The 24,818-nt window shown below is 70.1% G+C and carries 19 protein-coding genes, 1 tRNA gene and 3 pseudogenes; 6 read left to right on the top strand and 17 right to left on the bottom strand.

Translation table 11 applies throughout. The annotated features are described in order from the left end of the window. Positions 1 to 372: pseudogene (locus tag ACWDAG_RS16780) on the top strand (RICIN domain-containing protein); the annotation flags it as partial. Between the two features lie 97 nt (positions 373 to 469). Here ACWDAG_RS16780 and ACWDAG_RS16785 read toward each other — a convergent pair. From ACWDAG_RS16785 to ACWDAG_RS16800, 4 genes and pseudogenes are all read right to left on the bottom strand, one after another. Beyond that, positions 470 to 759: pseudogene (locus ACWDAG_RS16785) on the bottom strand (aldo/keto reductase); the annotation flags it as partial. Between the two features lie 36 nt (positions 760 to 795). After that, positions 796 to 1,350 (bottom strand): cysteine hydrolase family protein, encoded by a 555-nt coding sequence (locus tag ACWDAG_RS16790; RefSeq protein ID WP_450696334.1) that lies wholly within the window; start codon positions 1,348 to 1,350, stop codon positions 796 to 798. A gap of 237 nt (positions 1,351 to 1,587) precedes the next feature. Continuing rightward, entirely contained in the window at positions 1,588 to 3,804 is a 2,217-nt protein-coding gene (locus ACWDAG_RS16795; RefSeq protein ID WP_450696335.1) for an MMPL family transporter, read from the bottom strand. Positions 3,805 to 3,962: 158 nt separating this feature from the next. After that, positions 3,963 to 4,556 (bottom strand): TetR/AcrR family transcriptional regulator, encoded by a 594-nt coding sequence (locus ACWDAG_RS16800; protein WP_450696336.1) that lies wholly within the window; start codon positions 4,554 to 4,556, stop codon positions 3,963 to 3,965. A gap of 176 nt (positions 4,557 to 4,732) precedes the next feature. Here ACWDAG_RS16800 and ACWDAG_RS16805 point away from each other — a divergent pair, with 176 nt between their 5' ends. Beyond that, entirely contained in the window at positions 4,733 to 8,038 is a 3,306-nt protein-coding gene (locus tag ACWDAG_RS16805; protein ID WP_450696337.1) for a S41 family peptidase, read from the top strand. Between the two features lie 54 nt (positions 8,039 to 8,092). Here the strand turns inward: ACWDAG_RS16805 and ACWDAG_RS16810 are convergent, their stop codons facing one another. The 4 genes from ACWDAG_RS16810 to ACWDAG_RS16825 all read right to left on the bottom strand — a co-directional run bounded on the left by ACWDAG_RS16810 (position 8,093) and on the right by ACWDAG_RS16825 (position 11,675). Beyond that, complete coding sequence (locus tag ACWDAG_RS16810) at positions 8,093 to 8,293, bottom strand: hypothetical protein (RefSeq protein WP_450696338.1); 201 nt, start codon at positions 8,291 to 8,293, stop codon at positions 8,093 to 8,095. A gap of 87 nt (positions 8,294 to 8,380) precedes the next feature. Next, positions 8,381 to 9,265: an SDR family oxidoreductase gene (locus tag ACWDAG_RS16815; protein ID WP_450696339.1), complete on the bottom strand. Its 885-nt coding sequence runs from the start codon at positions 9,263 to 9,265 to the stop codon at positions 8,381 to 8,383. After that, positions 9,262 to 10,179, bottom strand: a complete 918-nt coding sequence (locus ACWDAG_RS16820) for an alpha/beta fold hydrolase (protein ID WP_450696340.1) — start codon at positions 10,177 to 10,179, stop codon at positions 9,262 to 9,264. The genes ACWDAG_RS16815 and ACWDAG_RS16820 overlap by 4 nt, the downstream gene beginning before the upstream one ends. After that, on the bottom strand, positions 10,176 to 11,675 hold the full coding sequence (locus ACWDAG_RS16825) for a flavin-containing monooxygenase (RefSeq protein WP_450696341.1): 1,500 nt from the start codon (positions 11,673 to 11,675) through the stop codon (positions 10,176 to 10,178). The genes ACWDAG_RS16820 and ACWDAG_RS16825 overlap by 4 nt, the downstream gene beginning before the upstream one ends. 152 nt (positions 11,676 to 11,827) lie before the next feature. Between ACWDAG_RS16825 and ACWDAG_RS16830 the strand changes: the two genes are divergently transcribed. Next, the gene (locus ACWDAG_RS16830) at positions 11,828 to 12,454 is read left to right on the top strand and encodes a MerR family transcriptional regulator (protein ID WP_450696611.1); all 627 of its coding nucleotides are present in this window, start codon (positions 11,828 to 11,830) and stop codon (positions 12,452 to 12,454) included. On the opposite strand, the gene ACWDAG_RS16835 is transcribed toward ACWDAG_RS16830, so the two are convergent. After that, on the bottom strand, positions 12,442 to 13,245 hold the full coding sequence (locus ACWDAG_RS16835; RefSeq protein WP_450696342.1) for an exodeoxyribonuclease III: 804 nt from the start codon (positions 13,243 to 13,245) through the stop codon (positions 12,442 to 12,444). The two genes, ACWDAG_RS16830 and ACWDAG_RS16835, sit on opposite strands and share 13 nt — an antisense overlap. 68 nt (positions 13,246 to 13,313) lie before the next feature. On the opposite strand from ACWDAG_RS16835, the pseudogene ACWDAG_RS16840 reads away from it, so the two are divergent. Then, positions 13,314 to 13,787, top strand: a pseudogene (locus ACWDAG_RS16840) (GNAT family N-acetyltransferase); the annotation flags it as partial. A 120-nt stretch (positions 13,788 to 13,907) separates the two neighbouring features. Here the strand turns inward: ACWDAG_RS16840 and ACWDAG_RS16845 are convergent. The 7 genes from ACWDAG_RS16845 to galU form a co-directional block, all read right to left on the bottom strand. After that, positions 13,908 to 13,981: transfer RNA gene (locus ACWDAG_RS16845), tRNA-Ala, on the bottom strand. A gap of 89 nt (positions 13,982 to 14,070) precedes the next feature. Then, on the bottom strand, positions 14,071 to 15,285 hold the full coding sequence (gene sepX, locus ACWDAG_RS16850; RefSeq protein ID WP_450696343.1) for a divisome protein SepX/GlpR: 1,215 nt from the start codon (positions 15,283 to 15,285) through the stop codon (positions 14,071 to 14,073). Positions 15,286 to 15,497: 212 nt separating this feature from the next. Next, on the bottom strand, positions 15,498 to 16,100 hold the full coding sequence (locus ACWDAG_RS16855) for a GNAT family N-acetyltransferase (RefSeq protein WP_450696344.1): 603 nt from the start codon (positions 16,098 to 16,100) through the stop codon (positions 15,498 to 15,500). 20 nt (positions 16,101 to 16,120) lie between these two features. Continuing rightward, entirely contained in the window at positions 16,121 to 16,627 is a 507-nt protein-coding gene (locus tag ACWDAG_RS16860) for a MogA/MoaB family molybdenum cofactor biosynthesis protein (protein ID WP_450696345.1), read from the bottom strand. Continuing rightward, positions 16,624 to 17,103, bottom strand: a complete 480-nt coding sequence (gene moaC, locus ACWDAG_RS16865; protein ID WP_390699167.1) for a cyclic pyranopterin monophosphate synthase MoaC — start codon at positions 17,101 to 17,103, stop codon at positions 16,624 to 16,626. The genes ACWDAG_RS16860 and moaC overlap by 4 nt, the downstream gene beginning before the upstream one ends. A gap of 86 nt (positions 17,104 to 17,189) precedes the next feature. Further along, positions 17,190 to 18,512: a molybdotransferase-like divisome protein Glp gene (glp, locus tag ACWDAG_RS16870; protein ID WP_450696346.1), complete on the bottom strand. Its 1,323-nt coding sequence runs from the start codon at positions 18,510 to 18,512 to the stop codon at positions 17,190 to 17,192. A gap of 5 nt (positions 18,513 to 18,517) precedes the next feature. Continuing rightward, positions 18,518 to 19,420: a UTP--glucose-1-phosphate uridylyltransferase GalU gene (gene galU / locus ACWDAG_RS16875; RefSeq protein WP_450696347.1), complete on the bottom strand. Its 903-nt coding sequence runs from the start codon at positions 19,418 to 19,420 to the stop codon at positions 18,518 to 18,520. A gap of 94 nt (positions 19,421 to 19,514) precedes the next feature. Between galU and ACWDAG_RS16880 the strand changes: the two genes are divergently transcribed. Next, a complete protein-coding gene (locus ACWDAG_RS16880; RefSeq protein WP_450696348.1) occupies positions 19,515 to 20,129 on the top strand; it encodes a 5-formyltetrahydrofolate cyclo-ligase in 615 nt (204 codons plus the stop codon). A 68-nt stretch (positions 20,130 to 20,197) separates the two neighbouring features. On the opposite strand, the gene ACWDAG_RS16885 is transcribed toward ACWDAG_RS16880, so the two are convergent. Beyond that, positions 20,198 to 22,981, bottom strand: coding sequence for a penicillin acylase family protein (locus ACWDAG_RS16885; RefSeq protein ID WP_450696349.1), 2,784 nt, complete (start codon positions 22,979 to 22,981; stop codon positions 20,198 to 20,200). 240 nt (positions 22,982 to 23,221) lie between these two features. Here ACWDAG_RS16885 and ACWDAG_RS16890 point away from each other — a divergent pair, with 240 nt between their 5' ends. Continuing rightward, positions 23,222 to 24,763, top strand: coding sequence for a potassium/proton antiporter (locus tag ACWDAG_RS16890; RefSeq protein WP_450696612.1), 1,542 nt, complete (start codon positions 23,222 to 23,224; stop codon positions 24,761 to 24,763). The last annotated feature ends 55 nt before the right edge of the window (positions 24,764 to 24,818 follow it).

Genomic DNA, 24,818 nt, shown 5'->3' on the forward strand with positions numbered 1-24,818 from the left:
ACCGACGTGTCGGACCGCGACGCGGGCTGGTACGCACAGCCGGCCCACGGCGGCAGTGACCACTTCTGGAACGACCAGAAGGCCGCCGCCGCACTGCAGTTCTACAAGACGATGGCCGAGTCGGTGGGCAAGCCGGTCGTCCTGTGGCAGATCCCCCTGGGCAACATGGCGCAGAACAACACCTTCCAGCACTACCAGGACGACAAGGTCGACTGGCTCTTCTCGCACATGGACCAGGTGGCGAACGCGCACGTCGCCGCCCTCCTGTTCGGCTCGGGGCAGCAGGAACAGACCACGGTCGAGACCGACGGCGGAAACCTGATCAACAAGACGATCGCGTACCACAACTCGGGCGGCACGCCGCTCAAGTAGCCACCCGCAGATCGGGCGCACAAAGAGCAAGCCCCAGGCCTCTCGCCTGGGGCTTGCTTCCCCTCTGGGCCTTCGGGCCGGAAACGACCGCTTGGACCGCGGCCGCCCGCTCCCCGGCCGGGCGCCTGCACAGCGCGCTCTCGCTGATCGACGGCGGCCGCCAGACCCCGTCGGCGCGGTGGAGGTCGGTCCGGGCGGCACGATCTCGTCGATACGGTCGAGTACCGCGTCGTCGAGCAGCAGGTCCGCGCCCGCGAGCAGCGAGGTGAGCTGGTCCATGGTCCGCGGACCGGTGATCACCGACGTGACGGCCGGGTGCACCAGTGAGAAGGCGACGGCCAGTTCCGGCAGGGTGCAGCCCAACTCCTCGGCAAGCTCGATGACCTCCAGCGCCCTGCGCAGGGCTCCAAGTGACCGGCTCTCTCAGCCGCCGAACGTCACGTCCTTCGTCTCCGCGACCGCCGCAGTCCGCCCCGGTGCCGAGTGGTACTGCCAGTACAGGTTCGTGTGGGCGATGACCTGGTCCGGGGGCGGCGCGCCCCACTTGCTGTTGTCGTTCGTGGTGTGCGCGTCGGCGACGAGCGTGACGTCGTAGCCCCGTACGAAGGCGCCGTGGATCGTGGAGCGTATGCAGGCGTCCGTCTCCGCACCCGTCACGACGAGACGGCCGACTCCGGCCGCGGCGAGGACCTGCTCCAGGTCCGTGCCCTCGAAGGAGTCGCCGTAGTTCTTGTGCACCAGTGGTTCGGCTTCGCGGCGGGGCAGTTCGGGGACGTACTGCCAGTCGTCGCTGCCCTTCTTGAGTCCCTCGTCGGAGTGCTGGACCCAGACGACCGGCACGTCCGCGGCGCGAGCCTGGTCGACGAGGGCGGCGATGTTGGCGACGACGGCGTCCCGCTCGTGCGCGGACTCCACGACGCCCCGCTGGACGTCGATCACCAGCAGGGCGGTGTTGGGTCGTGCAGACAGTGTGGTCATGTCCCGCAGGCTAGACCCGGCCACTGACAATCGCCTCCGCCTCCATCGTGAAAGTACATGGCCACCGCCGTCCCGCCGTTGAACAGGAACAGGACCAGGAACCACAGCATGCCGGGGCGGGACAGGAACGCCTTGATCCGTCCGGCGCCTCCCGCAACGAGGGAGCGGCCTCCCGAACCCATGGTGCAGCGCACTACACCATGCGACTCGGAAGGCCACCCGCCACCGTCCAGGCCGTCAGGCCCGCACCAGCTCCCGGTCCTCGTCCGGGTCGCTGTCCCTCGCGTCGCCGTCGCCGAGGGTCTTCAGGCCCTCGCCCTCGACGTCCACGTTCGGCACCGCCCGGTCCAGCCACTTCGGCAGCCACCAGGCCCTCTTGCCGAGCAGGCCGAGGACCGCCGGGACGATCGCCATCCGCACGACGAACGCGTCGAAGAAGACGGCGATCGCGAGGCCGAAACCGATCATCTTGATCATGGACTCGCTGGAGGTGATGAAGCCTCCGAAGACCGCGATCATGATGGCCGCGGCGGCCGCCACCACCCGCGCGCTGTGCCGGAAGCCGGTCACCACGGCCTGGCCCGGCGTCTCGCCGTGGACGTACGCCTCGCGCATGCGGGTCACGAGGAACACCTCGTAGTCCATGGCGAGACCGAAGACCACGCCCACCATGAAGATCGGCATCATCGACATGATCGGGCCGGTCTGCTCGACGCCCAGCAGGCCGCCGAGCCAGCCCCACTGGAAGACCGCGACCACCGCACCGAGCGCGGCGAGCACGCTCAGCAGGAAGCCGAGTGCCGCCTTCAGCGGGACCAGGATCGAGCGGAAGACTGCGATCAGCAGCAGGAACGCGAGGCCCACCACCAGGGCCAGGTAGGGGATCAGGGCGTCGTTCAGCTTCTGCGAGAAGTCGATGTTCATCGCGGTGGTGCCGGTGACCAGCACCTTCGCACCCGTGTCGGCCTTGATGTCGCCGCCCTGGTCACGGATGGCGTGCACCAGGTCCTCGGTCTGTACCGAGGACGGCTTCGAGCCCGGGATGACGGTGATCGTCGCGGTGTCGCCGGCCTTGTTGAACACCGCCGGGGTCACCGTGGCGACGTCCCCCAGGCCCTTGATCCCGTCGGTCACCTTGTCCGCCGCCGCCCTGGGGGCGTCGCTGTCCTTGGCGTCGACCACGATCATCAACGGACCGTTGAAGCCCGCGCCGAAACCCTCCGACAACAAGTCGTACGCCCGCCGCTGCGTCGTGGACGTCGGCTGCGAACCGTCGTCGGGCAGGCCCAGCTCCAGCTGGGTGGCCGGGACCGCGATCGTGCCCAGACCGACCACGCCGAGCAGCAGCACGGCGGCCGGACGGCGGATGACGAAGCTCGCCCAGCGGGCGCCCAGACCGGGCTTCCCGGGGGTGCCGGCCGCGCTCTTCCGGCGCTTCTCGCCCGCCGCCCTGACCTTCCTGCCCGCGTATCCGAGCAGTGCCGGGACCATGGTGAGCGCGATGAGGACGGCCACCACGACCGTGCCCGCCGCCGCGAGGCCCATCTTCGTCAGCATCGGGACGTTGACGACCGAGAGGCCCGCGAGTGCGATCACGACGGTGAGGCCCGCGAAGACCACCGCCGAGCCCGCGGTTCCGGCGGCGCGTCCGACGGCCTCCTCCCGGTCGCGGCCCTCGGCCAGTTCGCCTCGGTAGCGGGAGACGATGAACAGCGCGTAGTCGATACCGACCGCGAGACCGATCATCAGGGCGAGGGTGGAGGTGGTGTCGCCCAGGTCGAGTGCCTTGGCCAGGACGGTGATGGTGGAGACGCCGATGCCGACGCCGATGATCGCCGTCAGCAGCGGCAGTCCGGCCGCGACCAGCGAGCCCAAGGTGATGACGAGGACGACCGCGGCGATGGCGAGGCCCACGACCTCACCGGCGGCTCCCGGCTCGGCCCCGGCCTGCAGCGCGTCACCGCCGATCTCGACGGTCAGCCCGGCGTGGCGCGCGTCCTGCGCGGCCTCCTTGAGGGCGTCCCGGGAGGCGTTCTTGAGCTCCATGCCGGAGACCTTGTACTTCACGGACGCGTAGGCGACCGAGCCGTTCTTGCTGACGGCGTGCGCCTGGTAGGGGCCGGCGACGGAGACCACCTCGGAGCCGTCGGCCAACTCCTTCACGGTCCTCTCGACGGTCGCCCTGTTGGCGGCGTCGGTCATCTTCTCGCCCGCGGGCGCCTTGAACACGACGCGTCCGGTCGCGCCGTCGGCGCTCATTCCGGGGAAGCGCTGTTCCAGCAGGTCGAAGGCCTTCTGCGCCTCGGTGCCGGGTATGGAGAAGGAGGTGGAGCCCGCGGCGGGGGCATGGGCGGCGCCGACCCCCGCGAGGGTCAGCAGCGCCACCCAGAACAGCGCGACGAAGTGCCGTCGCCTGAAGGCGAACCGGCCGAGTTTGTAGAGGAACGTGGCCACGGAGGCGTACTCCCGGTCAGGTCGTGGGGTGTGGGGCCCGTATCGGGGTTCCGACACAGGCTCCGGGGCAGGGGTGATCAGCCCGGCGGGGAGGCAGGGGTGATCGTCCCGACGACTTGAGCGGTGACGTCAGGTGCTGGGGAGAGGGTGGGGAGGTGTCAGGCGCGGAGGGCGGGGAGGACCACCGCGTCGATGTACGAGAGGAGGAAGGCCTGGTTCGGCGGCTGCTCGTCGATGATGCTGCGGGCGGCGAACCCGCCGATCATCATGTGGATCATGTAGTCGATCGCGGGGTTGTCCGCACGGACCTCACCGCGGTCGATCGCCCGCTGCAGCACACGGCGGAACTCCGCCATCTCAGGTTCGATCAGGTGCTCCCGGAACGCCTTGAGGAGGTCCGGGTTGCCGTGGATCGCCATGGCCAGACCGCGCATCAGCGCGGAGTTCGCCTCCAGATCGCAGTCGTCCGACCGCAGAGTGAGGGCATGCAGGTCGCCCCGGAGCGAGCCGGTGTCGATCTCGTCGAACGAGGGTCCCGGCTTGTTGTGCCGCACCGCCTTCGCGACCAGCTCGGCCTTGCCGCCCCACTGGCGGTAGAGCGTCGCCTTGCTGGACTTGGTGCGGGCCGCCACGGCGTCCATGGTGACGGCGTCGTAGCCCACCTCCCGGAGCAGGTCGAGCACGGCCTCGTACAACTCGGCCTCACGCTCGGGCGTGATCCGACTGCGACGCGCCGTTGCGACCTCAGTCATGCCACTCACCTTCCCGCTCGGGATGCGCCGCCTCGGCGCCTGCTTCGTACCTTCATGAAGATACCCTGTGCGCCTGCGAAACGAAACCGTTTCGTACGTGTCCCGGCTCACGTGTGTGAAAGATCCATAAGTTCCCACGAGTTGCCCGGCCCCATCCGGCGGAAAAGCATGGGGAGGTGAGCTATCTGCGTCTACCCCATCTCAGCGGTGACCTGTTGTGCTTCGTGGCCGAGGACGACCTCTGGCTCTCCCCCCTGGACGGTCCGGGCCGCGCCTGGCGCCTCACGGTCGACCGTACGAAGCTCGGCCACCCCCGCTTCTCGCCGGACGGCCGCACCATCGCGTACACGAGCTGGCGCAGTCTGGTCCCCGAGATCCACACCGTCCCGGTGGACGGCGGGCCGGGCCGTCAGCTCACCTACTGGGGCTCCGCGGACACCCAGGTCTGCGGCTGGACACCCTCCCAAGGGGACAGCGGGGGCACGATTCTCGCCGTCGCCTCCCACGGCGAGCCCTTCTCGTACTTCACCTGGGCGTACAAGGTCTCCCCCGACGGCGACCCCGGCCGCAAACTCCCCTGGGGCCCGGTCTCCGACATCCAGGTCGCCGACATCGCAGGAGAGCGCAGGACCCTCCTGCTCACCGGCACCCCGCCCCATGAACCCGCCGCCTGGAAGCGCTACCGCGGCGGCGCCATGGGCCGCCTCTGGCTGCACGGCGAACGCCTCCTGGCCGACCTGGAGGGCCACCTTCACTCCCCCATGTTCGTCGGCGGCCGCATCGCCTTCCTCTCCGACCACGAAGGCATCGGCAACCTCTACTCCTGCGCCTACGACGGCTCCGACCTGCGCCGCCACACGGACCACGACGCCTTCTACGCCCGGCATGCGTCGAGCGACGGGACCCGGGTGGTGTACCAGTGCGCCGGGGACCTGTGGATCGTCGACGACCTGGCCGCCGACTCCGGGCCGCGCCGCCTCGACGTACGGCTGAGCGGGCCGCGCGCGGGCCGGCGCACCTACCAGGTCCCGGCCGCCCAGCACGTCGACGGCATCTCGGTCGACGAGACGGGCCGCGCGAGCGCCGTCGTCGTACGCGGCAGCCTGTACTGGCTCACCCACCGGGACGGTCCGGCGCGCACGATCACCGACACCCCGGGCGTACGGGTCCGCCTCCCGGAGATGCTCGGCTCGACCGGCCAGGTCGCCTATGTGACGGACGCGGAGGGCGAGGACGCCGTCGAGATCGCCTACCTGCCGCGCGCGACCGGCGACCGCGAGCCGCGCCGACTGGCCTCCGGCGAGGTGGGACGCGTCCAGGAACTCGTCGCCGACCCGCGGGGCGAGCGCCTCGCCATGGCCTCGCACGACGGCCGCCTGCTGCTCCTCGATGCGACGGAGGACTCCAACGGCGAGGTCACCGAGCTGATCCACTCGGTCAACGGCCCCGTGCGCGACCTCGCCTTCTCCCCGGACGGCGCCTGGCTGACCTGGTCCCACCCGGGCATCGGCCGCTCCCTTCGGCAGATCAAGATGGCGCGCATAAAGGACCACCTGATCGTCGACGTGACCAACGGCCGCTTCGAGGACGAGAACCCGGTGTTCACCAGAGACGGCCGCTATCTCGCCTTCCTGTCCTGGCGCGGCTTCGACCCGGTGTACGACGTCCACACCGGGGACCTGTCCTTCCCGCTCGGCTGCCGCCCGTACCTGGTCCCGCTGTCCTCCGCGACCCCCTCCCCCTTCGCCCTGACCCCGGAGGGCCGGCCGGCCGCCGGGGGCCTGGACCCGGTGGAGGACGAGGAGGAGGGCGGCGACGGCGCGGTGACCGTCGAGATCGAAGGGCTGGAGAACCGGGTCACCCCCTTCCCGGTCACCGCCTCCAAGTACTCGGCGCTGTACCCCGTGGCGGGCGGCGGCCTGGTCTGGCTGCGCTGGCCGATCTCGGGGGCGCTCGGCGAGACGTTCGCCAACCCGGACGACACCACCGGCCGCCCGACCCTCGAACACTTCAACATCAGCAAGGCGAAGAAGTCCGAACTCCTTGAGCACCTGGACTGGTTCGCGCTCAGCGGCGACGGCACCCGCCTGGTCGTGGTCGACGAGGGCGACCTGCGGGCCGTCCCCTCCTCCGAGTCCGGCGACGGCGACACGACGGTCTGGATCGACCTGCGCCGCATCCTGCACGAGGTCGACCCGGCCGCCGAGTGGCGCCAGTCGTACGAGGAGGCCGGCCGGCTCATCCGCGCGTACTTCTGGGATCCGGGGATGTGCGGGGTCGACTGGGGCGCGGTGCTCGACCAGTACCGCCCGCTGGTCGAACGGGTCGCGTCCCCCGACGAGTTCGCCGACCTCCTGCGCGAGGTCCTCGGCGAACTGGGCACCTCCCATGCCTACGTCACCGCCGCCCGCCGCAACGAGGGCCCACCCCACTACCAGCGCCTCCAGGGCCTGCTCGGCGCCAACTTCGTCCGCAGGCAGGAGGGTTGGGTGGTCAAACGGATCCTGCCGGGTGAGTCGTCCGACTCCAAGGCCCGCTCACCGCTGGCGGGCACCGGCATCAGGGACGGCGCCGTACTGACCCACGTGGACGGCCGCCCGGTGGACCTGCTGACCGGGCCGTACCCGCTGCTGGCGGGTGCCGGCGGCACCACGGTCGAGCTCACCTTCGCCCGACCCGTCGCCCACCACCACCCTTCCAAGGAAGGCCCTTCGGGCCCCTCTGATTCTGCGGAGGGCGAGGCGGGCCGCTCACGCCGGGTGGCCGTGGTCCCCCTGATCGACGAACGCCCCCTGCGCTACCAGGACTGGGTGGCCAAACGCCGCGCCGTCGTACGGGAGTTGAGCGGCGGCCGCTGCGGCTATCTGCACATCCCGGACATGGGCGGCTCGGGCTGGGCCCAGTTCAACAGGGATCTGCGGATGGAGGTGTCGCGGCCCGCCCTGATCGTCGACGTACGCGGCAACGCGGGCGGCCACATCAGCGAACTGGTCGTCGAGAAACTGTCCCGCACGATCCTGGGCTGGGACCTCACCCGCAACGCCCAGCCGGTCTCCTACGCCTCCAACGCACCCCGCGGCCCGGTGGTGGCCCTGGCCGACGAGGCGACCTCCTCCGACGGCGACATGATCACGGCCGCCATCAAGCTCCTCAAGCTGGGCCCCGTCATCGGCCAGCGCACCTGGGGCGGAGTGGTCGGCATGACCGGCCGCCACCGCCTCGGCGACGGCACCGTCATCACCGTCCCGATGAACGCGGCCTGGTTCGACGCCTACGGCTGGACCGTGGAGAACAAGGGCGTCACCCCGGACCTGGAAATCCTCCGCACCCCCCTGGACTGGGCGGAGGGGAGACATGCACAGCTGGACGACGCGGTCCAGTTGGCGGTGGAGTTGCTGGAATCCAACCCCCCGGCGACCCCTCCGGATTACAGCAATGTCCCCGACCGCTCACGCCCAAAGCTGCCGCCCAGGACGCAGTGAGAAAGGGTGCCCCTCGTCAGGGGCACCCTTTCCAGTCAGTGCAGGACGTCGACATCAGACGTCATAGTCCTGGTCGAAGCGGTCCTGCTCCTCGCGCTGCAACCGCTCCGTCTCCTCGTCCCGCAGGCGCTCGCCCGGCTTGCCGCGCTGCTGCTGGCCGCGCTGCTGCCCCTGCTCGCGGGCCTGCTGGGCCTTGTGCTTGGCCTGCTCCTGCCACTGCTGCGACTGGTCCTGGAACTTGTCCTTCATACCCATGTGGGTTCACTCCCGTAGTGGGTGGGGGGAAGGCCCTTGACCGGGCCTCGACCAGATTCACACGGCCCACCACGGAGCGCATTTCGATCAACTACGGTGCGTAGCGCGGGCTTCCTCGTCCGCCGCCCCACCTGCACCGACGAGCCCGGACCGCATGCCCTCCAGGCGTGACCCGAAGCGCCGCATCTCGCGCTGGCCCACCGTCCCGATGAGCCCCGGCAGATACCCCCGCACGCCCTGCATCCCGCGCAGCCACCACTGCCCGTACACATGGCTCGAACGCCGCTCGATCCCGGCGACGATCCGGTCGACGGCAGGGCCCAGCGGATACGTCTTGTTGGACGGCCACGGCAGCCGCTGCCGCAGCTCCCGCATGACCTCGTCCTGGTCGGCGCCCCGCACCATGTCGGTGTCGGTCCACGACAGATACCCGACCCCGACCCGTACGCCCTTGTACCCGACCTCGGCCCGCAGGCTGTGCGCGTACGCCTCCACACCGGACTTGGAGGCGCAGTACGCGGTCATCATCGGCGCCGGAGTGATCGCCGCGAGGGACGCGATCTGCAGCAGATAGCCGCGGCTCTCCATCAGAACCGGCAGGAAGGCACGGGCAGTCACCGCGGACCCGATGAGGTTCACCTCGATCACCCGCCGCCAGGCCTCGGGGTCGGAGTCCACGAAGGGACCGCCGGTGGCGACACCGGCGTTCGCCACGACGATGTCGACCTTCCCGAACCGCTCCTTGACCTCCCCCGCCACCCGCGCCATCGCCTCATGGTCCGTCACATCGGCGTACCAGTGGTCGCTGTCGCTGTGCAGCCGCTCGGAGACCTGCTTGAGGGCGTCCGGCTCCAGCCCGACCAGCGCCACCTTGGCCCCCCGCGCCGACAACTTCCGCGCGAGCAGCTCACCGACACCGCGCGCGGCGCCCGTGACGACGGCGACCTGTCCTTCGAGGCTGACCTTGCTCATGCGCCCTCCTTGATCGTTGCGTACGTCGTCACAAGCTCCCGGATGCGGCCCGTGACCAGCTCCGGCGCCTCCACCGGAGTCATATGGCCGAGGCCCGGCAGCTCGGTGCTGCCCACGCAGTTCGGCAGCGCGGCCACCAGCGCCCGCGCCTGCACGGGCGGGGTGAGCCGGTCCGCGGTCCCGACGACGACGGCCGTCGGCACCCTCAACTCCCGTACGCCGTGGTCGAGATCGAGCAGAGCGAGGACCTGCGACCAGGCGTGGCGCACCTTGCGCGGGCACGCGTGCACGATCCGCGCGCACGCCTCCACCATGTGCGGCGCCGAACCCGGGCCCATCGTCCCGTACTTGAGGATCCGCCGGGCGACGGGCGTGACCGGCCCGAGCGGTGCCCGAGCCCCGAGGATGTGCCTGGTCAGCCAGGTCCGCAACCGCCCGGGCCCGAGGGGTACGACGGTCGACTCGGCGACCAGCCGCGAGGAGCCGGTGCTGCACAGCAGTACGGCCGCCGCATGCTCCCGGAAGCTCTTCCTCGTGGCCGCCGCCATCACCGTCATACCGCCCATGGAGTGCCCGGCGATCACGGCCTTCTCACCCGGCGCGAGGGTCGCCTCCAGTACGGCTTCGAGGTCGTCGGCGAGGGCGTCCGGACTGCACGCCGGGCTCGCCGGACTGCGTCCGTGGCCGCGCTGGTCGTAGGCGATGACCCGGTGGTCGGCGGCGAGGTCCCGTATCTGCGCGGCCCAGAAGGCGGTGGAGCAGGTCCAGCCGTGGGCGAGGACGACGGCGGGCGCGTTCTCGGGCCCGTGCACCTCCACGTGCAGCCGGGCGCCGTCGGCGGAGACGGCGAGGAGTTCGCGGGCGGGGGTGGGCGGGGCGTAGGGCCCGGTCTTCACGTGCATCAGCCGGCTCACGCGTCCACCTCCGCCTTCTGCCCGGCGGGCACCCGGAGCAGTTCGTACTCGGCGAGATCCACCTGCCGGGTGGCCCGCCGGAACTCGGTCGTCGTACCCGGCCAGATGGTGGTGTTACGACCGCTCGGGTCGAGGTACCAGCTGGTGCAGCCGCCGGTGTTCCACACCGTCCGCTTCATGCGCTCCTGCACCCGCCGGTTCCAGGCGGCGACGGCGCTCGGCCGGGCGTCGAGGGCGGCACGGCCGCCGAGGACATCCAACTGCCGTAGGAAATCGGCCATGTAGTTGAGCTGTGACTCGATCATCAGGATCATCGACGAGTTCCCGAGGCCGGTGTTGGGCCCGATGATGGTCATCCAGTTGGGGAACCCGGCGGCGGACGCGCCCCGCAGGGACTCCATCCCGCCCTTCCAGGCCTCGGCGAGGGTCCTGCCCTCCGCGCCGACCACTCGCTCGGCGATCGGCATGTCGGTGACATGGAAGCCCGTACCGAAGATGATCGCGTCGACCTCGGCCTCGCTCCCGTCGGCGGCGACGACGGTGGACCCGCGGATCTCGCTCAACCCACTGGCCACCACATCGACATTGGGCCGGGCGAGCGCCGGATAGTAGGTGCTGCTCAGCAGGATCCGCTTGCAGCCGATGCGGTAGTCGGGGGTGAGCTTGGCGCGCAGCGCCGGGTCCTTGATGGCCCGCATCATGTTCCGCTTGGCCAGCTGCTCGACGAAACCGAGCTCGTTCGGGTGCTTGGTGAACGCCTGGACCTGCAGCTCCCGGATCCCCCACAGCAGTCCGCGGCGGGCCTGCGTGGTGAAGGGCAGCGCGCGGTGCAGGGCCCGCTCGGCGCCGGTGATGGCGCGGTCGACGCGCGGCATGACCCAGGGCGGGGTGCGCTGGAAGAGGGTGAGCCGGCCGACCTCGGGCTGGATGGCGGGCACGATCTGGATCGCGGAGGCCCCCGTCCCCACCATGGCGACGCGCTTGCCGCGCAGGTCGTAGTCATGGTCCCAGCGGGCGGAGTGGAAGACCTTGCCGGGGAAGGAGTCGAGCCCCGGAACGTCGGGCACCTTGGGATCGGACAGCGGCCCGGTCGCGGAGACGACGACATCCGCGGACAGCGACCCGCTGCTGGTCTCGATCTCCCACCGCAGCTTCTCGCCGTCCCAGGTCATCATCTTCACTTCGGAGTCGAAGCGGATGTGGGGCCGCAGATGGAAGACGTCCGTGACGTGCTCCAGGTAGGCACGGATGTGCTCCTGCCCGGAGAAGGTGCGCGGCCAGTCGGGGTGGGGTGCGAAGGAGAAGGAGTAGAGGTGGGAGGGCACGTCGCAGGCGCACCCCGGGTAACTGTTGTCGCGCCACGTGCCCCCGACGCTGGCGGCTCGTTCCAGGACGACGAAGTCGGTGACGCCCTCGCGCCGCAGCCGCACGGCGGCCCCGAGTCCGCCGAACCCGGACCCGATCACCGCCACCCGCACATGCTCCCGCTCAGCCATGCCGACGCCCTTCCTCATGCGACTCCGCCAGTGAACACTGGCGCAATGGGAGGGTAGAGCAGCTCCGTACCGATGGGTAGGGGTGGAGGGCCATGAATGTTACTGGCGGTACAACATAGGCTGCGTTCGTGACCGAGAAGCGCGAGTACCGCATGGAGGAACTGGCCCGCCTGGCCGGCATCACCGTACGCACCCTGCGCTTCTACCGAGAACGCAAACTGATACCGCCACCCCGCCGCGAGGGCCGCATCGCCTGGTACGACGACCACCACCTGGCCCGTCTGCGCACCATCGCGGCAATGCTGGAACGCGGCCACACCCTGACCGGCATCGCGGAACTGGCGGAGGCCCTCGACCACGGCCGGGACGTCGCCGATCTCCTGGGCGTCGAGCCGACCGAGGAGGAACCGGTCCGTCTCACCCCCGAGGAACTCGCCGCCCGCTTCGAGGGCCAGGTCACCCCCGAGAACCTCGCCGCCGCCCTGGACCTCGGCTACCTCGGCACCGACGGCGACGAGATCGTCCACATCAGCCGCCGCCTCCTGGACGTCTCCGCCGCCCTGGTCGGCGAGGGCATCCCACTCGCGGAGGTCCTGGCAGCAGGCAAGCAGGTCCGGGAACACGTGGACGACCTGGCGGAGATGTTCGCCGAACTGGTCCTGCGCCACGCCGGCGAGGACGACCTCCAACGTCTTCGCCCCCTGGCCCGGAGCGTGGTGGAGGCGGAACTCTCGCTGGCGCTGGACCGGCGGTTGCGCAAGCAGGATCAGCGGTCGTAGACGACCGTCACGGGCGCATGGTCCGACCACCGCTCGTCGTGCGTGGCGGCCCGCTCGACGTAGCCCTTGACGGCCTTCGCGGCGAGCCCGGGCGTGGAGACCTGGTAGTCGATGCGCCAACCTGAATCGTTGTCGAAAGCCCGCCCCCGGTACGACCACCAGGTGTACGGCCCCTCCACCTCCGGATGCAGAGCGCGCACGACATCGACATAGCCGCCGTCCTCGGCGTCGAAGACCCGGGCGAGCCACGCACGCTCCTCCGGCAGGAACCCGGAGTTCTTCTGGTTCGCGCGCCAGTTCTTGAGGTCGGCCGGCTGGTGGGCGATGTTCCAGTCGCCGCAGACGACGACTTCACGTCCGCCGGCGGCGGCGCGCTCCCGCAGCGCCTTCAGATAGGCGAGGAACTCGTCCATGAAGCGGATCTTCTCGTCCTGGCGCTCCGTGCCGACCTCGCCGGAGGGGAGGTAGAGGGAGGCGACCGTGACACCCGGCAGGTCGACCTCTACGTAGCGGCCGCTGGTCTCGAACTCCGCGGCACCGAAGCCGACCTGGATGCGGTCGGGCTCGCGGCGGGTGTAGAGGGAGACACCGGCACGGCCCTTGGCGGCGGCCGGGGCATGGACGACATGCCAGCCGTCGGGCGTGCGCACGTGCTCGGGCAGCTGCTGCGGCTCGGCGCGCACCTCCTGCAGGCAGAGCACATCGGCACAGGTGCCGGCGAGCCACTCCACGAAGCCCTTCTTGGCGGCGGCACGCAAGCCATTGACATTGACGGAGGTCACAGTGAGCACGCGGGAACGATACCGGCACACTGGATCGCGACCAGACCCCCTCTATGCATAGATGTACGATCCATCACATGAATATACGTCGCGTCTCCTTCGATCACCCGGACGCCGTCAAGCTGAACGACGAGGTCCAGGCGGAGTACCACGTGCGCTACGGCGACGGCGGGGATGCAACATCGCTGGACCCGGCGGACTTCGAGCCGCCGAACGGCGTGTACCTCATCGCGTACGACGAGAGCGACGCCCCCGTGGCCACGGGCGGCTGGCGCGCCAAGGACACCAACGGCGAGGGCAACCTCGACGGGGACGCCGAGGTCAAGCGGATGTACGTGGTGGAGTCGGCACGCGGCCGCGGACTCGCCCGGCGCATCCTGGCCGCCCTGGAGGACGACGCCCGCGCGGCCGGCCGCCTGCGGATGGTCCTGGAGACGGGGACGAAGCAGCCGGAGGCCATCGCCCTGTACACGTCCAGCGGGTACGAGCCCTGCGAGAAGTTCGGCTACTACCGGCACTACGAGAGCAGCCGGTGCTTCGCGAAGGGGCTGCGACAGGCCCGCCTGACAGGACGTCAGGCACCGCGTCAGACACAACAAAGATCCCGCCCGATCTTCCGATCGGACGGGATCTCATCAACTGCCTCAGGTTTCCCTGACCAGTTGTTGCGGTGGACCTGAGGGGATTTGAACCCCTGGCCCCCTCGATGCGAACGAGGTGCGCTACCGGACTGCGCCACAGGCCCTTGCAACGAGTGAAACTCTAGCACCCCGATCCGCGTGCTTGGAAATCCGTTCCCGCCCCGCCGCCGAGGCAGCGGTACAGGTCGGGGGGCTACTCGTTGGCGGCCCGCGGCCGCTCGCCGTCCTCGTACTGGTCGAACAGCGGCGTACGCCCGCGCTCCCGGGCCCGCCGCGCGGAGGCCGCCCGGCGGGCGTCACTGCGCCCGTCGTCGTCCGCCTTGTCCTCGGCGGGAGCGGCCGTGCCCGGTTCCACGGCGTCGGCGGACTGCGCCTCCTGCCCCCGGGCCACGGAGCCCGACCGCGCCGAGCTCCATGTGTCCGGAGCCCCGAGGTCGACGTCCGCGGTGGCCCGCGGAGCGACCGGCGCGGTCACATACGTCGGCAACGGCACCGGCACCGGGTCCCAGCTGTCCCCGTGCCCGGGCCGCCGCTGCCGCTCGCGCTGCTGGTCCACCCACTCGGCGTGGTCGGTCTGCTCGACGAGGGCACGCCGGTCGGCGGCGAGCGCGGACAGTCCGGGGTCGGCGTCCTGCGCCGGTCCCTCGTCCGATTCGTCGGCGTCCGCCTCGGTGACGGCCGTGCGGCGGCGCGGCTGGCGAGCGCGCTCACGGAGTCGCTCGGCGGCGTCCTCGGCGCGGCGCCGGTCCATCTGGTAGGCGAAGCGGCGTCGCTCCTGGGAGCGCAGGTATGCGATGTACGCGCTGAGCAGCACGGCGGGCACTCCGGGCGCCCAGAGGAACGCGAGCCCCCCGACCGCGGCGACGATCGCGCCGAGCGTGAACGCGATGAAGAGCATCACGGTGGTGCGGCGGCGCCGCGCGAGCGCCTTCATGCGTCGGGCGCGCGCCAGGGCGGCTTCCTCCGAGGGGGAGCGCCGGGCCGCGGGCACCCGTTTCCGCGGCGGGGCGGGGGCGGGGGCCGGTGCGGGCGCCGGGGCTGCCGCCTGTTCCCTCACGGGTTGTGCGCGCACTGGCGCCTGCGCCTGGACCGGCGGCGCCTGTGCCGGTACGTCCGCGCGCACCTGGGGGCGGATCGGAGGCACGGCGAAGGCCCGGACGTCCACCGAGTCGGTGACGGCGTCCGGACGACCGGCGCTGGACTCCCCCTCCTCGGTGGAGCGCGCCTGCAGGTCCTTGGCGTACCGGCGCTCCATACCCGCCCGTCCGGACAGCAGCCGGATGGCGGTGCTGAAGCGTTCCGTCGGACGGGCCTCGTTCAGCTCGTCCTGCCTACGGAGCCACATCGGCACCAAGTAGGCGGCCCAGGCCCCGACAATGACTGCGTAGATGAGGCCGCTGCTGCTCACGCCTCACACGGTAGAGGGGTTTGCATGAGGCCATCTGCCAATTGAGCCGGTGTGTCGCACGATCTGGCTGATATTTCGAACTTTTTTTGTGACCGATGCGATCAGCACCCCACCGAGGGCGTGAATTTAACGCCTTGAGGCGGTCGCCACCCGATCAATTTCGAACACATATTCAATTTCCCCGGGCTTCCCGGCTCCCCGGTCTTCCCGGGCTATGCGGGATTCCCCCTGGTACGTGCCCGCTGCCAGCGGCTCAGCAACCCCTCGGGGACCTCTTCCGCGGTGAGCGCGAAGACGAGGTGGTCGCGCCAGGCCCCGTCGATGTGGAGATAACGCGGCCTGAGGCCCTCCTCACGGAATCCGAGTTTCTCCACGACCCGGCGGCTCGGCCCGTTCTCCGGGCGAATGCAGACCTCGATGCGGTGCAGTCCGACGGTGCGGAAACAGTGGTCCACGACAAGCGCCACGGCGGTCGGCATCACTCCGCGTCCGGCCACCGACTCGTCCACCCAGTAGCCGATGTGCCCCGAGCACATGGAGCCCCAGGTGATCCCGGCGACCGTCAACTGCCCGACCAGACGCCCCTGGTACTCGATGACGAACGGCAGCATCCGGCCGGAGTTCGCTTCGGACCGCAGGTGCCGGACCATCTGGCGGTAGGTCGGCCGGTGCGCGATCGGCCCGCTCGGGGTGGGCGGCGGAATGGTCGCCTCCCAGGGTCGCAGCCAGTCCCGGTTGCGCCGGTTGACCTCGCGCCAGGCCCGCTGGTCGCGCAGCTTTATCGGCCTCAGGACGATGTCGCCGTCCGTCAGCACGACGGGCCAGGATGGGCTGTTCAGCTCGCACCCCCACTGGTGGAGCCGGGTCTGGGGTGGTCGCCGCCGCGGATCTGGTCGACGGCATGGACCAGGACGGGTTCCAGGACGGCGAGGCCGTCCTTCACCCCGCCGGTGGAGCCCGGCAGATTGACGATCAGTGTGCCTCCCGCAACTCCGGCCAGGCCCCGGGAGAGCGCGGCGGTGGGCACCTTGTCCCGTCCGAACGCCCTGATGGCCTCGGCGATGCCCGGCACCTCGTGGTCGATGACCGCGCGGGTCGCCTCGGGGGTGCGGTCGGTGGGCGTGAGGCCGGTGCCCCCGGTGGTCACGATCACGTCGTACCCGGCTTCGACGGCGGCGCGCAGGGCGGCCTCCACCGGGTCCCCGTCGGGCACGACCTGCGGTCCGTCGACGGCCAAGCCGAAGCCCCTCAGGCCATCGGCGATCAGCGGGCCGCCCTTGTCCTCGTAGATCCCGGCGGCGGCGCGGTTCGAGGCGGTGACGACAAGCGCGCGATACGTCATGTCCGGCTCCAGTCGCCCGACTTGCCGCCCGTCTTCTCCTCCACCCGTACGTCCGTGATGACCGCTCCCTTGTCGACCGCCTTGACCATGTCGATCACGGTGAGCGCGGCGACGGAGACGGCGGTGAGGGCCTCCATCTCGACGCCCGTGCGGTCCGTGGTCCTGACGGTGGCCAGGATCTCGACGGCGTCGTCCGCGACCGACAGGTCCAGTTTCACACCGGACACCGACAACGGGTGGCACAGCGGGATGAGGTCCGGGGTGCGCTTGGCGCCCATGATGCCCGCGATGCGCGCGGTGGCGAGAGCGTCGCCCTTGGGGACCCCCTCACCGCGCAGCAGCTCGACCACTCGGGGCGAGACGAGGACGCGTCCGCTGGCGCGGGCGGTGCGCGCGGTCACGTCCTTGCCGGACACGTCGACCATGCGGGCGGCGCCCGCGTCGTCGATGTGGGTCAGTCGATCGTCCGTACTCATTGGTTGTGTGGCGCTCCCGTCCGGGCCCCTCGCGGTGCGGCGCGTGGGTCTGTTGTGCGCGACACGGTACCGCTAGCCGGGAGGACTCAGCCGAGCAGGACGACCTCGACCTCGGAGCCGGGCTCGACGGACTCCACGTCCTCGGGGACGACGATCAGTGCGTCGGCGTGCGCGAGGGCCGCGACCAGGTGGGATCCGGCGCCGCCGACCGGGGTCACGGAGCCGTCGGCGTACGTCCCCCGCAGAAACTGTCTGCGGCCCTTCGGCGAGGTCAGCGCCTTGGGAGCGGTAAGGGTCGCGCGAGTGCGCGGCCGGTGCACGTCGTCGAGCCCCATGAGGGTGCGGATGGCGGGGCGGACGAAGAGCTCGAAGGAGACGTACGACGACACCGGGTTGCCGGGGAGCGCCAGCAGCGGGGTGTGGTCGGGGCCGATGGAGCCGAAGCCCTGGGGCTTGCCCGGCTGCATGGCGAGCTTGCGGAACTCGACGCCGCTGCCCGGTTCGTCCTCGTCGCCGACGTACGACAGGGCCTCCTTGACGACGTCGTACGCCCCGACGCTCACGCCGCCCGTGGTGACCAGGAGGTCCGCGCGCACGAGCTGGTCCTCGATGGTGGAGCGGAGGGTCTCCGCGTCGTCGGCGACGGCGCCCACGCGGTAGGCGATGGCGCCGGCGTCGCGGGCGGCGGCGGTGAGGGCGAAGCTGTTGGAGTCGTAGATCTGGCCGCTGCCCAGCTTCTCGTCGGGCTGGACGAGTTCGCTGCCGGTGGACATGACGACCACGCGCGGGCGGGGGCGCACGCGTACCGTGCCGCGGCCGATCGCGGCGAGCAGGGCGATCTGCGGCGGTCCGAGGACCGTGCCGGCCTCCAGGGCGCGGTCGCCGGACCTCACGTCGCTGCCCTTCGCGCGTACGTGCGCGCGTGCCTCGGCCGGGCGGTACACGTGCACATGTCCCTCGGCGCCCTCGGGGGCCAGGGACCGGGCGCGCATGCCGGTCGCCGGGCCCTCGCCGAGGCCGCCGTCGGTCCACTCGACGGGGACGACGGTCTCCGCGCCGGGCGGCAGCGGAGCGCCGGTCATGATGCGGGCGGCCTGGCCGGGGCCCACATGGAGCAGGTCCGCCTGGCCCGCCGCGACGTCCCCGACGACGGCCAGGACGGCGGGGAACTCCGCGCTCGCGCCCGCGACATCCGAGACCCGCACCGCGTACCCGTCCATGGAGCTGTTGTCGAACGGCGGCAGCGAGACCGGCACCGTGACGTCCTCGACCAGGACGCAGCCCTGGGCGTCGAGGAGTTGCAGCTCGATGGGTTCCAGGGGGCGGACGGTGGTGAGGATGTCCTCCAGGTGCTCGTCCACCGACCAGAGGTGGTCCTGGCCGGTGGTGCGGGGCGCGGCGCTGCTCAACGTTGCTACATCTCCTCGGCTACGTAACTGCGAAGCCAGGTCCGGAAGTCCGGGCCCAGGTCTTCACGTTCGCATGCGAGTCTGACAATGGCACGCAGGTAGTCGCCGCGGTCGCCGGTGTCATAGCGGCGGCCCTTGAAGACGACGCCGTGCACCGGGCCGCCGACCTTCTCGTCCTGCGAGAGCTGCTGGAGTGCGTCGGTGAGCTGGATCTCGTTGCCGCGGCCCGGCTCGGTCTTGCGCAGTATGTCGAAGATGTGCGGGTCGAGGACGTACCGGCCGATGATCGCGTAGTTCGACGGGGCGTCCGCCGCGGCCGGCTTCTCGACCAGGTCGTGGACCTTGACGACGTCGGCGTCCTCGGTGGGGTCGACAGCCGCACAGCCGTAGAGGTGGATCTGCTCGGGCGCGACCTCCATGAGCGCGATGACGCTGCCGCCGCGCTGCTCCTGGACCTCCACCATGCGGGCGAGGAGCGGGTCGCGCGGGTCGATCAGGTCGTCGCCGAGGAGAACGGCGAAGGGCTCGCGGCCTACGTGCGGGGCGGCGCACAGCACCGCGTGGCCGAGGCCTCTGGGGTCGCCCTGACGCACGTAGTGCATGGTCGCGAGGTCGCTGGACTCCTGGACCTTGGCGAGCCGGCCCGCGTCGCCCTTCTTCTGGAGGGCGGACTCGAGCTCGTAGTTGCGGTCGAAGTGGTCCTCAAGGGGGCGCTTGTTGCGGCCCGTGATCATGAGGACGTCGTCGAGGCCCGCCGACACCGCCTCTTCGACCACGTATTGGATCGCCGGCTTGTCGACGACCGGCAGCATCTCCTTGGGAGTGGCCTTGGTGGCCGGCAGGAACCGCGTGCCGAGGCCCGCTGCAGGGATGACAGCCTTGCTGATCCTGGGGTGCGACTGGGTCATGGCGGCAACCTTATCCGGTGCCTTGGCAGGGAATCTGAGGCTCCGGTTAATTGGCTCTCATATGAGCGTATATAGAAGGGTACGGGTGCGACCTATGAGTCACATCGGACGTGCGACCGAGGCTGACAAGCGAATGTTGCGGCGAGAGCTCCTCGCGGTGAGAAACAGATTGACAGCGGATGACGTGCGGGAATCCGCGGACGCACTGGCCGGTCGCGCTCTCGAGCTGCCGGAGCTGGCGCATGCGCGCACGGTGGCGGCGTACGTCTCCGTAGGCAGCGAGCCGGGGACGCTCGCGCTCCTGGACGCGCTGCGCGAGCGGGGCGTGCGCGTCCTGCTCCCCGCCCTTCTCCCGGACAACGATCTCGACTGGGGCGCCTACGCCGGGGAGGGCTCCCTCGCGCGCATCCAACACGGCGGAAAAATGGCCCTCTTCGAGCCCGTCGGCGAACGGCTCGGCCCTGACGCCGTGACCGGCGCCGACGTCGTGCTGCTGCCCGGTCTCGCGGTCGACGCCCGCGGGATGCGGCTGGGGCGCGGCGGAGGGTCCTACGACCGCGTCCTCACGCGTCTGGAGCGCGCGGACGCCCACCCCGCGCTGGTGGTGCTGCTGTACGACTCGGAGGTCGTCGGGCACGTCCCGGAGGAGCCGCACGACCGGCCGGTGCATGCGGTGGTGACGCCGTCGGGGGTACGGCGGTTCACATGAGAAGTGCCCTCCACGCGCGCGTGGAGGGCACTTTCCGTGATCCTGATCCGTGGCCTAGGGCCGGTGGCTCATGGCTTCAGGACGAGGGTGTCACTGGTGTTCTTGTCGACGGCCTTGTCCGAGAAGTTCCAGTCGAGCAGTTCGCCCTTGACCCACTTGCTCGTCTGGTCGGTGTAGTGGGCGCTGTAGGCGTGCCCCGAGGCGCCGGTGAGGTTGATCCACTTCGACTTGTCGAGGTCGTCGAAGTTGACCACCATGCGCATCGACGGCACCCAGACGACGCCGTAACCGCCCGCCGCGTTCCAGCCGGTGGCGTTGACCGTCGCCTCGCCGCCGCTGAGCTTCCAGGGGCCGCGGTTGAGGACGTACTTCACAAAGCCGGGGCCGTCGGTGCCGAGGGTCTGGTTCTTCAGGAACAGGCGGTGCAGCCGGCCCCAGCTCCAGGTGTCGATGTCCTTGCCGAGCTTGGCCGTCAGCTCCCAACGGGCGTCGATCATGGCGCGCTTGAACAGATCGTCGCGATTGTCGCTCGCCCCGGGCCTGGTGAGCGACTTGGGCGTGGACCACCAGTCGCTCTTCTGGTCGTCCATGAGCCTGCGGACGACCTCGAACCAGCGGTCGCCGCCGTCCGGCTGCGCCTGGTCGGCAGCGCGCTCGCCGCACTCGCGCACCTTGTTCGTCTCGTCCGCGGGCCCGGTGCTGTTGACCGGGTCGACCCACAGGCACTGGCCTTCGACGCGCAGCTCCTTGGGCAGCTTGTTGCCGAAGGCGAGCTTGAGGATGTTGCGCCAGACCGCGTTGAAGTAGGCGGCCGCGGCCGAGTCGGCGTCCTGGGTGTAGTCCCAGCCCTCCAGCAGGTCCTGCGCCTCACGGACGGCCTTCGCGCCGCGGACGTCCTTGTCCTTGATGTCGATCTTCAGCAGCTGGGGCACGAGCAGCTTGGCGATCTCGCTGCTGTTGTCCAGCTGCATCTGACGCATGTCGTCGGTGGAGATCATGCCGCCGCCCTTGATCTTCGACTCGATCAGGTCGGTGATGCGCTGGCTGCGGGTGCCGTAGCCCCAGTCCTTGGTGAGCGTGTAGGGGTACTTGTCCGGGTCGATCACGGCCTGGTTGGCGGTGACGATGTAGCCGCGCTTCGGGTTGAACTCGTAGGGCAGCGCGTTCTTGGGGATGTACCCGGTCCACTTGTAGCCGGAGTCCCAGCCGGGCGCGGGGATCGAGCCGTCGTCCTTCTTCGCGCGCGTGGGGATCTTTCCGGGCAGCGTGTAGCCGATGTTGGCCTTGTCGGCGTAGACGAGGTTCTGCGAGGGCACGTCGAACAGGGCGGCCGCGGAGCGGAAGTCGCTCCAGTTCGAGGCCCTGTCCAGGGCGAAGACGGCGTCCATGGAGGTGCCGGGGTCGAGCGCGGTCCATCGCAGCGCGATGCCGTAGCCGTCGCCGCGGTCGGGTGCGGCGGTGTTGACGGCGGCCTTCTTGCCGACCGTCACGAGCTCGTCGTCGCGGTCGGAGAGCAGGGGCATCCCGTCGGCGGTCTGGCGGACGACGATCGTCTTGGACTTGCCGCCGGCGACCTTGATGGTCTCCTCGCGGGTCTTGAACGGCCGCACCGTGCCGTCGTAGAGGTAGCCGTCGCCGGAGACCTTCTCCAGGTACAGGTCGGTGACGTCGACACCGGAGTTGGTCATGCCCCAGGCGATGTTCTGGTTGTGGCCGATGACCACGCCGGGCATGCCCGCGAAGGTGTAACCGGTCACGTCGTACTGGCACTTGCTGGAGACGCTGCGGCAGTGCAGGCCCATCTGGTACCAGACCGACGGCAGTGAGGCCGACAGGTGCGGGTCGTTGGCCAGCAGCGGCTTGCCCTTGATGGTGTGGCTCCCAGCGACGACCCAGGAGTTGGAGCCGATGCCCTGGCCGTTCACGCCGACCGCCGTGGGGACGTTGTCGAGGACCTTGTAGAGACCCGACAGCTGGCTCGTCAGGGCCGAGCCGGTCGCGCTGCTCGTGGAGCTACCGGACGTACCAGAGGTACCGGACGTACCGCTCGTGGACGAGCTGCCGTTCTGCTGGAACGTCTTGGTGAGCGCGTTGTACTGGCCCTCCTGGACGATCGCCTTGTTGCGGCTGTACGGGTAGTCCGGGTACAGGTCGGCGATCTGCTTGGGGCCGAGGCGGCTGGTCATCAGGGCGCGGTCGATCTCGTCCTGCATGTTGCCGCGCAGGTCCCAGGCCATCGCCTTCAGCCAGGAGATCGAGTCGACCGGGGTCCACTGCGCCGGCTCGTAGTCGTTGACGAAGCCCAGGGCCGCGTACTCCAGGGAGATGTCCTTGCCGCTCCTGCCCTTCAGGTAGGCGTTGACTCCCTTGGCGTACGCCTGGAGGTACCTCTTGGTGGAGGCCGACAGCTTGGTGTCGTACTCCTGCTTCGCCACCCGGTCCCAGCCCAGGGTGCGCAGGAACTCGTCGTCCTTGACCTGGTCCTTGCCGAACATCTCCGAGAGGCGGCCGGAGGTCATGTGGCGGCGCACGTCCATCTCGTAGAACCGGTCCTGCGCCTGGACGTAGCCCTGCGCCATGAACAGGTCCTCGTCGGAGGACGCGTAGATCTGCGGGATGCCGTTTCCGTCGCGCTTGACGTCGACGGGTCCTGACAGGCCGTCGAGCGTGATGGAGCCCTTGGTCTGCGGGAACGACGCGCGGACGGTGCTGATGGACCAGTACGCCCCGTAGGCGAGGCCTCCGATGATGGCCAGGACCAGTACCAGCACGACCAGTCGGGCTTTGCGCCCCTTCTTCCTGCCGGACTTGCCGGGCTTGTCACCCGTTGTGGCGGTGGTGTTGGAGGGCATCGCTGTCCTTGCTGTCCTAACGCGAGCGGCAGGCGGGGCTGTGACTTTGAATGAGCGCTGGAGCAACCATAGGCGCAGGGCCCTGCGGGCCTTGACGCGGAGTCGGGAACCGGCGCGGACGCGCGTTCGATCTTGCCTCGGCGAGCGTCAAGAAATCGTCAAGAGTTAGGTAAGGTAACGAAGTACTTGGGTGCGGAGTTTCTCGACTTCGTGTCCTATGTACGTGAGCTCCCGCGCGGGATGCGTGTGAGTCAGGGAAGGGAACGGCCGCTGACTGTCCACCACCTCAACCAGCTTCTGCTCGTCTGCTCGCTCGTCCTGCTCGTCGCCGTGGCCGCGGTCCGGATCTCCTCACGCAGCGGGCTCCCCAGCCTGCTCGTGTACCTGGGGATCGGGGTCCTCATGGGCCAGGACGGCATCGGCAACATCCACTTCAACAACGCCGAGATGACCCAGGTCATCGGATACGCGGCCCTGGTCGTGATCCTGGCCGAGGGCGGACTCGGCACGAAGTGGAAGGAGATCAAGCCGGCCCTGCCGGCCGCATCCGCGCTGGCACTGGGCGGGGTCGCGGTGAGCGTCGGGGTCACGGCATCGGCCGCGCACTTCCTGATCGGGCTGGAGTGGCGGCAGGCGCTCATCGTCGGGGCGGTGGTCTCCTCCACCGACGCTGCGGCGGTCTTCTCGGTGCTGCGGAGGATCCCTCTCCCCGCGCGCGTGACGGGCACACTGGAGGCCGAGTCCGGCTTCAACGACGCCCCGGTGGTCATCCTGGTGGTCGCCTTCTCCACGGCCGGCCCGGTCGACCACTGGTACGTGCTGCTGGGCGAGATAGCCCTGGAACTCGCCATCGGAGCGGCCATCGGTCTCGCGGTGGGCTGGCTCGGCTCCTGGGGTCTTCGGCACGTGGCGCTGCCCGCCTCCGGCCTCTACCCGATCGCCGTCATGGCCATCGCCGTCACCGCGTACGCGGGCGGCGCACTGGCGCACGGCAGCGGCTTCCTGGGCGTCTACCTCGCCTCGATGATGATGGGCAACGCGAAACTGCCCCACTGGCCCGCCACCCGCGGCTTCGCCGAAGGGCTCGGCTGGATCGCCCAGATCGGCATGTTCGTCCTGCTCGGCCTGCTGGTCACCCCGCACGAGCTCGGCGACGACGTGTGGCCCGCGCTCGTCATCGGCCTGGCGCTGACCATGGTGGCGCGCCCGCTGAGCGTGGTGCTGTGCCTGGCGCCGTTCCGGGTGCCGTGGCAGGAGCAGACCCTGATGTCCTGGGCCGGGCTGCGCGGTGCGGTCCCCATCATCCTGGCGACGATCCCGATGGTGCAGGGCGTCGACGCCAGCCGCCGCATCTTCAACATCGTCTTCGTCCTGGTCGTCGTCTACACGCTGGTCCAGGGGCCGACGCTGCCCTGGCTCGCCCGCACACTGCGCCTGGGCGAGGATGCCGAGGCCGCCGACCTCGGCATCGAGTCCGCCCCGCTGGAGCGGCTGCGCGGGCATCTGCTGTCCGTCGCGATCCCCGAGGGCTCGAAGATGCACGGCGTCGAGGTGGCCGAGCTGCGCCTGCCGGCCGGTGCGGCCGTCACCCTGGTCGTCCGCGAAGGAAAATCGTTTGTCCCCCTGCCCACGACGGTGCTGCGGCGCGGCGACGAACTGCTCGTGGTCGCCACGGACCCGGTGCGGGACGCGGCCGAGCGGCGGCTGCGCTCGGTCGGCCACGGCGGCAAGCTGGCCGGATGGCTCGGGACCAACGGACTGGAAGCGGGCGCTGGGCGTTAATGGCATGTTTCGTACGGTTCACACCCCCGGTAATCCCAGGTGAACGCACGCATGG

Source organism: Streptomyces sp. NPDC001157 (genome assembly GCF_053598255.1).